Source organism: Verrucomicrobiia bacterium (genome assembly GCA_035495615.1).
In the GTDB taxonomy this organism is placed as follows: Bacteria; Omnitrophota; Omnitrophia; order Omnitrophales; family Aquincolibacteriaceae; genus DATJFP01.
In genome coordinates, this window is the sequence record DATJFP010000060.1 from 1 (window position 1) to 11,543 (window position 11,543).

An 11,543-nucleotide genomic window follows, 5' to 3' on the forward strand; every position below is an offset into this window, starting at 1 on the left:
CAAAAGCATCGGAAGAACCAGGCCCATCGAAACGGACCACCAGTTGTAATGAGCATGCTGATTCATGATCAGCCGGCTTTTTGCGAGGTCTTCGACGTTCTTGAAATTGACGTCGTGTTTGTAAAACATGATCCAGCCCACGTGGCAAAAGAAAAATCCCCTCTTGCTGTTATGCGGGTCGAGATCGGTGTCCGTGAATTGATGGTGCTGCCGGTGCTGGGAGGCCCAGCGCAGCGCGGATTTCTGGAAGGTGGCCGCGCCGAAGGCAAGAAGCAGGAACTCGATGAATTTGCTGGTTTTGAAAACGTTGTGCGAAAAATAGCGGTGGTAACCCACCGTGATGGCAAAGCTCGTGGTGATTAAAAAAAACAGGAAGAGAAAGAGTTCGGAAAGGGCCAGCCCGTGATGATAGATGTAGATCGGGGTTCCGATGACTCCGATCAGGGTAACGGCCGGCATAAAAATAACGGCCATCCAACGGGTATGGCGCTTGGGAGGCGAATAACCACTCATAGGTCATTGTACCTTGTTTGGGGGAAAGAACAACGGGTATAACCGGGCCGTTCCCAACCCGAAAAGATCCACAACCCGCAGCGACCTCCTTGTTTCACGCGCCATCACGAATTTTAGGCTCGACAAGAACGTCTCCAAGTCAGTTCACAAAAAATAGCGGGGCATTCCATACTCTGCCCGCCCCCTTCATCGCCTTCGCTTATTGCGCCGCTCCCGATCGCCAGCCCCGCCGGCCAATGTCAGATAAAAATAAGCACTGGCAATCGAGCCGCGCTGGCATGTAATTCGAGCTGCATCTGCTAAATAATAAAGCGCGTCTCTTTTAGGCGAGCATTTTTACTTTATACTTCCCGCCATGCGAAATATTAGGCTTACCGATGAGTTGCTTACCCGGAAAATTTTTGTGATACGCGGCTATCGTGTCATGCTGGACAGCGATCTTGCGGAGCTTTATGGGGTATCGACCAAGCGGCTCAATGAACAAGTCGGACGCAATAGAAACCGATTTCCGGATGATTTTATGTTCCGTTTAACAGCGAAAGAAAAGGCTGAGGTGGTCGCAAATTGCGACCACCTCCATAAGCTGAAATATTCTACTTCCTTGCCTCATGCCTTTACTGAATATGGCGCCGTCATGCTGGCAAGTGTCCTCAATAGTGCCCTGGCCATTCAATCCAGCATTCAGGTCGTCCGAGCATTCATCCGTTTGAAGGAGCTTTTAAGCACGAATCAGCTCCTGGCAAAGCGGTTAGATGACTTAGAAAGGAAAATTCAAAAAAATGATGCGGAAATCCAGGCCATATTTGACGCCATAAGACAACTCATGTCGCCGCCGGAAAATTCCAAAAAACGCATTGGATTTCATTGAGTCGGAAAGCGGCTATCGATTGTGCAAAAAAAATAGCGGGGCTCTGGGGAGAGCCCCGCTATCTTTCATTCCAAAGGTCTAAGCGGAATCTTTTGATTCCGGCAACCTGTGGTCGAAGCCTGAGCGGTGAGGCCTTGAAGCATGTCCTCACCGCGTAGCGACGAGATCATTAATTGAGCTCGGGGCTTTTCCGGTGAGGCCTTGATGCGTGTCCTCACCGGGTGCCGACGAGGTTATTAATTGGGCTCGTCGGCTGGTTAAATCTTGGTCACGTTGGCGGCCTGGTCGCCCTTGGGACCGGCGGTGACTTCGAACTGCACCTGCTGGCCTTCATCGAGGGACTTGTAGCCGGTTCCGTTGATGACCGAATGATGAACGAACACATCCTTCGCGCCATTAGAACGGGTGATAAATCCGTAACCCTTGGAGTTATCGAACCACTTCACTGTTCCTGTTTCCATATGTAGTATCCTCCTTCCGGAAAAATCGCACAACGAGATGAATCTCATGTGAGGTAGGTCTAAACGCAGGAGTAAAAATAAACGAGGACTGACTGGCAAAGCAGACAAGAGACTCGGAGATTTTTTTCACTTGCAAAGCACTACTGGTGCCCACTATGGACTACCGGCCCTTCCCTGTCAACACATCATTTCATTTATTTTTTTTGCGCCCGGAAAAGGCTGCCCTTCTTCGGCCACGGACTAGCAGCCCCGATCCTTGTTTTCAGATCAGGCCGGCCGCTCAGGCGCACTTGGGCAGGTCGATGGTAAAGACGCACCCTTCATGGCCCATGTTCCGCGCGGACAGGCTGCCGTGATTGAATTCGACCGCTTGCCGGCTGAGCGAAAGCCCCAGGCCCAGGCCGCTTTTGTCGGCCCCTTTTTGGACAAAGGGCTTGAAGAGATCTTCGGTTTTTCCCGGGATGCCGCCGCATTCGTCCTTCACGTCGATGATGACGTGCCCGTCGGATTCTTTGCCCGTCACGCGCACGGCGCCGCCGTTCTTGGTGAATTTCATTCCATTGCTTACGAGGTTCGACAGCGCGGAATAAATCATGTGCGGGTCGGCCGTCAATTCGATGGCGGGATCGACGTCGATTTCAAGGCGGACGCCTTTTGACTTTCCCACGACTAAGGCCGAGGCCTCGACGGCGCTGACGACGTCGATCAGCCGGACGGAAGAAAGCTCCGGGGGTGCGGCCCCGCGCAGGCGGACTTCTACAAGGGACTTGTCGAGAATGTGCTGCATGCGGTCCAGCGCATGCTCCAGCACATGGGAGGTGCTGCCGGCGATGCCGGCCTTTCCTTGCTTGATCATGTCCTGGGCCATCATCGCGGCCGCCAGTGAGTTTCCCAGTTCGTGGAGAAGAAAGCCAAGCTTTTCGGTTTCTCCGCGCTCGACATCCGAGCTTTGCGCTGCTTCGAATTCCGTGACGGCTTCGGCGATCGCGCAGTCGAGGCAGAAATTGAGCTGGCGGAATTCTTCGGCGGTGATCTTATACTTTTTTTTCTGAACCATTTCCATGATGGTCTGGCACACGGCGCCGTAAGCGTGCACGACCTGGCCGACGGTATAACCGAGCCGCAGGGATTCTTTTCCGCGCATCGCGGCGCTGCCTTCGGGGAGCGTCGCGCCGCAGGGAAAACTGCCGTAGTCCGGGCCCTTTTGCAGAGCCCGGCGCAGGACGCCGGTCAGTTCGCTCAAAAAAATGGGCAGGCCGCGGTCGAGCGCTTCGGACGAGGGCTTGGAGGCGCTCAGAGAAAGCATCTTGCCCTTGCACTCGTCCAGGATTTCTTGATGATTTTCGATCAGGAATTCGAAAAGCAAGCGGCCTCCTCTCCCCCTGTGCCTGGATGTAATTCTACTCTTACTGGGACAACATTCCTGCGGGGCCGGAACTGAAAAAGGCGTCGGTAAATAGCGGGCCGCCGCCCAAAATGCGGCTTAACGTATTGAAGCGCCCTTTCTTAGACCTATTGGATTTTTTTGGAGGGATCCTGGAAATCCTGCCCGAAGCTGGGGAGGAAGAGGCCTTCGTTGGACGGGCTTCCGGTTGGGTTACCGATCATGTCGAGCTGGGACTCGACGGCGGATTGCTGGACCCGGACTTGTTCGATGAGCTGTTTGCAGGCGCTGCTATTGGGATCGAGCGCGCAGGCGGTCTGCTGGCGGTTCGAGGGCAAGGCGGCGAAGAGCGCGGGGGCACAAATAAAAAGTAAAAATAAAAAAGCGGCGGAAATTTTCATAAGCTGGGGATTATACGGATGCGGCAGTTAAGGTGCAAATTGATTTTCAAAAAAAGGCGGCTCTAGACTTTATTGAGGCAGGAAAAAAGCGCTTCGATTTTTTCTGCGTCTTTGTTTTTTTCGAGGCGGTGCACCCACTCGTCACGCTTGACGAAGATGGCGCCGTGGTTGAGGATCAGGTCGCGCGCTTTTTGGAGGGCGGCAACGCGGACGGGATAGGTGCAGACGGCGATCATCTTGGAGCTGTGGATGGCGCAGTGGACTTTGGTTTCGTACTCCATGAAGCGGTACATGCCTTCGTCTTCCCCGATCCATCGCGTGTTGCCTGAAGCGCGAAGGCCTTTGTAGCCTTCGTCCTCGACTTTCTGGGCTTTGGCTTTCCATTGCTCCAAAAGCGCGTCGATGGGTTTCAGGTTTCCGTCCGGCCCCGTATAAAATTCGGTGTAATGGCGGATTTCCATCTGGCCTTTGGCCATGCGGGCATTGATGTCGGGCACCACGGCAGCGAGCGCGCGCCTGGCTTCTTCCACGGAAAGATCCGCGACCACCCAGATGCAGGCTTCGTTGTTCTCCAGCCCCTGTTTGAAATAAGGCACGAGGATTTCGATGAGGTCTTGTTTGGTATTGTAAAACTGGCAGACGTGCGTGCCCCACGGCAGATCAAGCAGCGCTTTGCCGCCTTCCACGGGAACTTTGATGATGTCTTTCGCGATGAGATACAAAAGCACTTCGGCCATGATGTCGGCGGACATGCCTTCATACGTGCGGCCGTCGAAATCAATCGGCATCAGCGCGCACAGGGAATCAAAACCGTGTTTGGTTTCGGGGATTCCGGCCTTAACGAGTTTTTGGCGGAGCGCTTCTTTCGGATATTGCATGGTAATCATGAAAACCTTTCGAAGTTGCGTTTATTTTACGGTAAAGGCCAAATCGTGCGCCATAGGGGATTTCCCTACAAAATAAACTTTCCCCGGAGGACGGGAGAGAAAGGCGAATTACGGCTTTGGGAGCTTATCGACGAGGGGCTGGAGCCTGGCGCGCTCTTCCGTGACGCCGGCCTGGAGCTTTTTGATCTCGGCCTGAAGCTGGTCGAGCTCATTATTTTTCAGGATGCAGGGGGCGCTTTGTTCCTGGCCATGCGCGCAGGCAGCCTGGCGGGCGGCGAGCGTGGGTTCTAATTGCTGCTGCACGGCCGCCACCTGAGTCTGAAGCTGCATGATTTCGTCCTGGATATGGTGGAGCTGGTCGTGGGTGGTCATGCGCCCGCAATGCGCGGGCGCGAGGGCAAAAATCGCGAGGAAAGCGGCAAGCGTTTTCATGGCCGATGTTACGGCCATAACGCGTGAGAACTGTATGCCAGCCGAGAGTGCTTTTTCTCTCGGCACGCGGTGAAGCCATGCTTCTGGGCCGACGAGTTTTTTAATGGGGCTCGTCGGCTGAATCCTCTTTTCCCCGATTTTGGGGCCCGCGCGCAGGTCTTATCATGGGCTCCAACCAAGGAGGCTTTATGGATCTTTCGGAAAAAAAAGTCGCGATACTGGCGGAAGACCTGTACGAGGATTTGGAGCTATGGTATCCCAAGCTGCGGCTCACCGAAGCCGGGGCCGACGTGTGGGTGATCGGCGCGGGAAAAGAAGCTTATCACTCCAAGCACGGGTATGAAGTCAAGGCGGACGCGCCGGTCGACCGCGTGAGGGCGGAAGAATTCCACGCCATCGTGATTCCCGGCGGCTATGCGCCCGATCACATGCGCCGCCATCCGAAGATGGTGGAATTCGTGCGCAAGGGATACCAACAAGGTCTCCTGATCGCCGCCATCTGCCACGCGGGCTGGATGCTGGCGTCCGCGGACATCATCCTGGGAAAGCACGTCACGGGGTATATGAGCATCAAAGACGATCTTATCAACGCGGGCGGGATTTACGAGGACAGTGAAGTCGTGCGCGACGGCAACCTGATCACGTCGCGCTTCCCCTGCGATCTTCCCGCGTTTTGCCGCGAGATTATCGAATCGCTTTCCGGAGCCGGAGCGCGCAAAGAAAAGGCCGCCTGACCGCTAGAAGGAAAAGGTGTATTCCATGTTGGCCGCGCTTTCGTCTTCCACGGACCGCCGCCAGGCCTGCGCGTCCTGGTTGTCGTGAATGGTGCGGCTGGCCTCGACGTCCAGCGAATTGCGCGAATCAAACTTGTAGCCGAGGCCGACATTGGCTGTCGACTGGCGCACCACGTCTTGAGAGCCCGTCGTTTCTTTGAGGCCGTATTTGTAGTCGATCTTTTTATCCTTCTTGCCGCCGTCGGTCAGTTCGGCGTTCAGGCCGCCGGTGCGCGGATCGGTCCAGAGGACCATTTCATTTTGTTCGGCCACTTCGCCGGGATCGCTTTCGCGCACGAGAGGCGCGACGGGCGCGGGCATATCGGGCGCGGCTTGCCGGACTTCCTTGAAAACAAGCGGCGCTTCCGTGGACTTGTGGACTTCGGCGAGCGGCTTGATAAACACAAACGAGCCCGCCGCGAAAATTAAAATCGTAAATCCAAAAATGAGATTTCGATGAGCCGTTTTCATGAGGAAGGGTCCATTCTGGGGTACGGCTCTATTATGCTTCCGCGGGGAATGCGGGACTAGCGGGGGTGCGGCGTCATTTCTTGTAGGGAAAAAGCGGCGGTCTTGCGCGCAGCGGCGGAACGGCTGGGGAACCGTCCCGGTTCTTTTGAAGGATCGATGCCTGTCTGCTTAACGTCCCTGGCCCGGCATGAGTGCGATCCTGATGTCCCAAGCCGTGGCGCCGAATTCCTGCGCGATGGAAATCATCTCGCGCAATTCTTCGTAACGCTCGTCTGCAACGGCCTGTTTGATGTAAGCCAGGGCGGTCACTTTGATCGCGTGCGGGTCGGCACCGGCCTTCAATTCGGACAACACTCTCAAACTCTCCAAAGTCGTCATTCGGGTTCCTTTCTAAGAGAAGCCCATCTTCTCAATGTTGGGAGCTTTCTTATAGTGTAGCATCTCAGGCAACCGTGACTGTCCTCTGAGGCCTTTTTTCCTCTCCTCCTTTTACTGTCTTATCGGCTGGTTTTTTACATTCTTCTGTATCAGGTTTATTCGGGGCAGAAAAATCATGACCTTTCAAGCCGGGGTCAGGCTTGCGGGACGTCCCGGGACTGCGGCGCGCGGGGCTCCAGATAAGGCCGGAGGCGCTTAACCATGGCCCCGGCAATGGCGCGGTGCGCGAGAGGGTTGGGATGGCCGTCGCCGGAAACGGCAAAGTGCGTGTGGACCTTTCCTTCGAAATACGGCAGGAGATCAAAGACCGGAATGCCCAGCTCTTTTCCCCATTCCGCGACCGCGCGGTGAATGCCGCGGTAAGGATACGACGCATCGAACGGCTGGGTGAAATCCGGAAGGATGAAAACCACCAGCACCGCGGCGTGCTGTTTGGCGTAGCGGTTGATTTGCTCGAGCGCTTTTTTGGAAGCCTTGCCTTTCCAGCTTCCGGGCTTGAATCCTTCGTTGTAATCCACGCGCGCCTCAGGCGGCGACAGCTTGCGCTTCAGCGCGGTGACGGACCACAGCAGATTTCCGCGGTACCGGAGGCGCGGCGCGAGCGGCAGCATCTGCTGCGGCTCCGCGTCGTTCACGGCATACGCGAGCGCGACGACGCGCGGCATCGCGGCGGGAAAAACATCTTTCACCAGCTGCGCTTCCTGCACGGTGCTGAAACCGGGCACACCCGCGTTGAACACCGAAGCGTGAATCCCCTTTTTCCGCAAAAGTTCTCCGAGCAGGCTGGGAAAATTCTGATTGTCGTTCACGGCCCATCCGAACGCGGCCGAATCGCCGAGAACGAGAATACGTCCGGCCTCCCCGCCGTTCAGGTCCGGCGCCGGGCCGCGGAAACCGAGCGCGTTGATTCTGTATTCCCAGGGACTGCCGCCGTTCGGAGTGGCGCGCTTTCTTGCCGTGTTCGGACGCATGCGGATCTGGTAGGGCTTCGTCCTGTCGTAAACGAGCAGGTCGTGATAATAGTGCCCGAGCTCGTTCAGGTAGCGGTAGAAAACCGCGGTGCGGAAGCCGCCTTCGGCAAGACAGGTCAGGGTAAAAATCCAGAGAAACGCGGAAAGGATCGTTTTGAGGAGGGTCTTCATCGTAAGAATTCTATCATTGCGGGGGGATGCGGCGAAGAAAGATCAGGCCTGGAAAGACGAATGGCGGGACCTTGCGGCCCCGCCATTGTCGACTATCAGGTTAATACGCTGCGAAGGATTAAACCTTCGAAACGTTGGTGGCTTGATCACCCTTGGGTCCTGCCGTCACTTCAAACTCGACCTGCTGACCTTCATCAAGGGACTTGAAACCACTCCCGTTGATCGCGGAGTGATGGACAAACACATCTTTGCCACCGGAAGCACGGGTGATAAATCCATAACCCTTGGAGTTATCGAACCATTTCACGGTACCTTTTTCCATGTGAAAATTTCCTCCTTTCACAAAAAACATACATAGGAGAAACCCGAATGTATGGGTAGTAGGGCAGGAAAAACAAGCGAGACAACTGGCAATGCAGAAGGTTACTCGGAGATTTTCACATGCACTTCACTACTGGGGCGGTAGTCTGCCCTACCCCCCGGCGGCTGTCAACGTCTATTTTTTTTCGCTCCAAAACAAAATGACGGCCGCACGCACGGCTGCTCATGTTAGAACAATGTTTTCGCTTATGGTTAAACGACTTGCGGCTATTCCGGATCGGATTTCGCGGAAGCGTCGGCGGGTCCGGCGTCGTCCGGATCCTGCGGAGGACCGGACGTTTCTTCGGCTTCGGGATTGCCCGAGGCTTGGGACTGCGCCACCTCGTCGGCCATGCGCATCGCCGCGATCACTTCGTGGCCGCTGCGGAAAAGCGGAAAGAGCTCGTGCGTTTCATCGGAAATATTGCGGTTGTCCTGAACCGTCATGGGCCCATCGAAAGTGAGCGCATAAAAGCGAACGCGGTTCAGTTCCGGTAAGGGGAAATGCTTGGTGGGGTTCAGCTTTTTGCCGCGCACGAACGTGTCCGCGGTGAGCAGGAATTCCTCGGCCTTCATGCGTACGGCCTCGTGCTTTTCCCCGCCCACGACGCCGCCGCCCGTCCCGAAAAAAAGGCTCACATTGTGCTGGTTGATGACGACGAGCGTCACCACCGCCTGCGGGTAGCCGATCTCCATGAGCAGGCCCCAGACATGCGGATTTTTTTCCGTGGGCTGCAGCCCCAGCTTGCGCCAGTTCAGGCTGAGCATCTGCTGGCGGAGCGTTTCGTAGTTTTCGGCGGGTTTCGGCAGTTTCGGCATGATCTCCTCGAATCCCGGGCATTATACACCCGAAAATTGCCCGTCCCTACGTGATTTTGAGAAGACAAATCCGGCTCAGGATCCCTCAGGTGAAGCCGCGGGCGCGGCAGGCGCCGCCCCTCTCAGCTGCTTGAGGACTGGATCGTCTTCGGGAACGGTCACATCCACGGGCTTGCGCGTGTCCCGGCCCAGCGACCGCGCCGAGGCGGCAATCAGGTAATCGATCAACTCACGCAGATTTCTCTCGTCACTCTCCGTCGAGGTCTCGCCCACCCAAACGGCCCTTGCTTCCTGCGGCGCCTGAGTCTGCCCGTTTTTGAGGACGCGCAGGCGCAGGTGCGCGGTGTAGACCGGATAGGTATCCGCCACGATCGTCGAATAATACAGCGGGTCCCAATTGTCGAAACCCATGCCGCCCACGAAACGGTAACGCCCTCCCGCGAAAGGCCCGGGCACTTTGGACAGACGGGTTTCTTCGCGCCCTTCGATTCCGTAATCGTACTGCAATTCGTATTGGGCCCCGGTTTCATTCACCTGAAAACCCGAGGCGCGCAGTGCGGTCTCGATTTTTTCTTTCACCATGCGGTCGAAAATAGGATTCGGCATGCCGGGATTCGGGGACACGGAAAAGGAAGAGCCCGCCGGGAACTGGCTCACGCCGTCGCCGGGCAGCGCATAAGCGTCGAGCCTCACGCGGCGGGCGCAGCCCTGTGTCCAAGGCAAGACAAGCAAGATCAAAATCCAAAGCCGGACTATTTTTTTCATGACATGATCGTAAGAAGGCGCGCGTCCCCGCCCTATCGGGGAAGCTCCAAAAATCAGCGGCGCTTTGGAGTGATCAGGGCGAGCGCGGCGAGGACCGCGGAAAAGGCGAGGCAGGCGGGAGCAAAGGCGTATCCGCCCTTCATATACGGCGTGGAAAGCCGCGCCTTCGGCACTTCGGCCGCGAAGACTTCGCGCTGGTTCCAATGCGAACGCGCCAGCTCCCGGCCGAGCGGATCGACCGCCAGAGAAATGCCGTTGTTCGCGGCGCGGACCAGGCTGCGGCCCGTTTCGATGGAACGCAGCCGCGTCATCCCGGCGGCGAAATCGTAATAAAAAGACATTTTCCCAAGCGCCACGGAATCGTTGGTCAGATTGATGAGAAGGTCCACGTTGTTTTCCGCCAGGCGCCGCACGAGATCCGGAAACAGGCTTTCAAAGCAGATCATCACGGCAAAGGAAGTGCCGGCGGCCTCGAAGCGCGCGGCTTCACGTCCGGCCTCGTAAAGCGCGGGAAATCCCCACGCGCGCAGCTGCGGGATCATCCACGCGGCGGGCGATTTTTCCATCACGGGGAAAAGGCGGATTTTATCGTAGTTCCCCTTTTCTTCTCCCGCTTCCGAAAACAGGACGGCGGAGTTAAAAGCCATCTTCCGTCCGTTTTCGATTTCAAGCCGCTGGTATCCCGTGAGAACCGGCACGCCCGCTTCCCGGACCGCGGCGGTAACTTTTTCCTTGATCGCAGCGCGCTCGGGATGAAAAAGAAATCCCGGCACCGCGGTTTCCGGCCAGAGAACAAGGTCCGGTCCGCTTTTCATCGCTTCATGCGTGAGCTCGGCGTGAATGGAAACCGCCTCTGCGAGAAAAGCCGGCACCCATTTCTTTTCCGGCGTGAGATTGCCCTGAGCCACGGCGATCTTCACGCTCCCCGCGGGAAGCGGTTCCGCAAGCCGCTTCTTTCCAAAAACAAAAGAACCTGCGATCGCGGCGGCACAAAGGACGATGAGGAAGAAGCGGCCGGGCGAACGCTTGCGGGCCGCGAGATAAATGAGCACGTTGACGGAAACCGCGAGGAAGCTGAGGCCGTAGACGCCTGCGAATGAAGCCAGCTGCGCGATCTCCTCGATCGGCGCGGCATAATAGCCCAGAAGTCCCGCGGGCATGCCCCAGAATCCCAGCGAGCGCAGCCCTTCGAGCGCGGTCCAGAGAAAGGGCGCGGCGGCCCATCCCCAGCGGCCCCAGCGCTGCACAAAGAAAAACGTGAGCGCCGCAAAAGCCGCATAGAAAAGAGCCAGAACCGCGGCGGCGGCAATGAAAGCGGGAATGCTGACGCCGGTAAGCCAGAACAGCGCAAAACCGAGATACAAAACTCCGAATCGCCAGCCGTGGGAAAAGGCATCGGCCGCGTCATAGCGGTCATTCAGGGAAGCAAAGAAAGGAACGAGGGCAAAAAAAAGGGTCCCTGCAAGGCCTGGAAGGCAGCTTGCAAGGACCAGTAGGAAAGAAACGAGAAGCGCGATCACGCTCTCCTTAAAGCCTAGGCGATTTGCGTTTTCCTGCGGACGAAAAAGGCCGCGAGAAGGCCGAGAGCCATGAGGGAAAGCGTGGCCGGTTCCGGATTCGCGACCACCGACGACCCCGTGAAATTGGCGTCGAAAAAGTTCTTCGCGAGGTTGCCGTCGAGAATGGATGTCGCGCCGGCACTTCCGGGCCTGATGTAAGCAAAGAAAGATCCGACCGCGGCCGCGTCATTGGGCACGAGAAAATTTCCCGTCAGGCCGTATTCCGCGAAAACGAGCGGGCCAAAAGCCAGGACGTCCGGCGAATCCGTT

General features: G+C 56.8%; 16 protein-coding genes. 2 read left to right on the forward strand and 14 right to left on the reverse strand.

The window, feature by feature from the left end; translation table 11 throughout:
- Nucleotides 1-459: acyl-CoA desaturase (locus VL688_07590; GenBank protein ID HTL47911.1), on the reverse strand; the 459-nt coding region annotated here is incomplete at its 3' end.
- Nucleotides 460-868: 409 nt separating this feature from the next.
- Between VL688_07590 and VL688_07595 the strand changes: the two genes are divergently transcribed.
- A complete protein-coding gene (locus VL688_07595) occupies nt 869-1,381 on the forward strand; it encodes an ORF6N domain-containing protein (GenBank protein ID HTL47912.1) in 513 nt (170 codons plus the stop codon).
- A 257-nt stretch (nt 1,382-1,638) separates the two neighbouring features.
- Here VL688_07595 and VL688_07600 read toward each other — a convergent pair whose 3' ends face one another.
- The 5 genes from VL688_07600 to VL688_07620 all read right to left on the reverse strand — a co-directional run bounded on the left by VL688_07600 (nt 1,639) and on the right by VL688_07620 (nt 4,946).
- The gene (locus VL688_07600) at nt 1,639-1,842 is read right to left on the reverse strand and encodes a cold-shock protein (GenBank protein ID HTL47913.1); all 204 of its coding nucleotides are present in this window, start codon (nt 1,840-1,842) and stop codon (nt 1,639-1,641) included.
- A 280-nt stretch (nt 1,843-2,122) separates the two neighbouring features.
- The gene (locus VL688_07605; GenBank protein ID HTL47914.1) at nt 2,123-3,208 is read right to left on the reverse strand and encodes a HAMP domain-containing sensor histidine kinase; all 1,086 of its coding nucleotides are present in this window, start codon (nt 3,206-3,208) and stop codon (nt 2,123-2,125) included.
- 146 nt (nt 3,209-3,354) lie between these two features.
- Nucleotides 3,355-3,627 carry a hypothetical protein gene (locus VL688_07610; GenBank protein ID HTL47915.1) on the reverse strand — a complete coding sequence of 91 codons (273 nt, stop codon included), beginning with the start codon at nt 3,625-3,627 and terminating at the stop codon, nt 3,355-3,357.
- Nucleotides 3,628-3,689: 62 nt separating this feature from the next.
- A complete protein-coding gene (locus tag VL688_07615) occupies nt 3,690-4,514 on the reverse strand; it encodes an MEDS domain-containing protein (protein ID HTL47916.1) in 825 nt (274 codons plus the stop codon).
- Between the two features lie 108 nt (nt 4,515-4,622).
- Complete coding sequence (locus VL688_07620) at nt 4,623-4,946, reverse strand: hypothetical protein (GenBank protein ID HTL47917.1); 324 nt, start codon at nt 4,944-4,946, stop codon at nt 4,623-4,625.
- A gap of 188 nt (nt 4,947-5,134) precedes the next feature.
- Here VL688_07620 and VL688_07625 point away from each other — a divergent pair, with 188 nt between their 5' ends.
- On the forward strand, nt 5,135-5,680 hold the full coding sequence (locus VL688_07625) for a type 1 glutamine amidotransferase domain-containing protein (GenBank protein HTL47918.1): 546 nt from the start codon (nt 5,135-5,137) through the stop codon (nt 5,678-5,680).
- Nucleotides 5,681-5,683: 3 nt separating this feature from the next.
- On the opposite strand, the gene VL688_07630 is transcribed toward VL688_07625, so the two are convergent.
- The 8 genes from VL688_07630 to VL688_07665 form a co-directional block, all read right to left on the reverse strand.
- Nucleotides 5,684-6,190, reverse strand: coding sequence for a hypothetical protein (locus VL688_07630; GenBank protein ID HTL47919.1), 507 nt, complete (start codon nt 6,188-6,190; stop codon nt 5,684-5,686).
- 168 nt (nt 6,191-6,358) lie between these two features.
- On the reverse strand, nt 6,359-6,568 hold the full coding sequence (locus VL688_07635; protein HTL47920.1) for a hypothetical protein: 210 nt from the start codon (nt 6,566-6,568) through the stop codon (nt 6,359-6,361).
- A 194-nt stretch (nt 6,569-6,762) separates the two neighbouring features.
- Nucleotides 6,763-7,770 (reverse strand): SGNH/GDSL hydrolase family protein, encoded by a 1,008-nt coding sequence (locus tag VL688_07640; GenBank protein ID HTL47921.1) that lies wholly within the window; start codon nt 7,768-7,770, stop codon nt 6,763-6,765.
- 118 nt (nt 7,771-7,888) lie between these two features.
- Complete coding sequence (locus tag VL688_07645; protein HTL47922.1) at nt 7,889-8,092, reverse strand: cold-shock protein; 204 nt, start codon at nt 8,090-8,092, stop codon at nt 7,889-7,891.
- Between the two features lie 266 nt (nt 8,093-8,358).
- The gene (locus tag VL688_07650; protein HTL47923.1) at nt 8,359-8,949 is read right to left on the reverse strand and encodes a hypothetical protein; all 591 of its coding nucleotides are present in this window, start codon (nt 8,947-8,949) and stop codon (nt 8,359-8,361) included.
- Between the two features lie 75 nt (nt 8,950-9,024).
- Nucleotides 9,025-9,714, reverse strand: coding sequence for a DUF4136 domain-containing protein (locus VL688_07655; protein HTL47924.1), 690 nt, complete (start codon nt 9,712-9,714; stop codon nt 9,025-9,027).
- Between the two features lie 53 nt (nt 9,715-9,767).
- Nucleotides 9,768-11,234 carry an apolipoprotein N-acyltransferase gene (lnt, locus tag VL688_07660; GenBank protein ID HTL47925.1) on the reverse strand — a complete coding sequence of 489 codons (1,467 nt, stop codon included), beginning with the start codon at nt 11,232-11,234 and terminating at the stop codon, nt 9,768-9,770.
- Between the two features lie 14 nt (nt 11,235-11,248).
- Nucleotides 11,249-11,543 (reverse strand): PEP-CTERM sorting domain-containing protein (locus tag VL688_07665; protein ID HTL47926.1); only part of this gene is annotated, 295 nt, incomplete at its 5' end.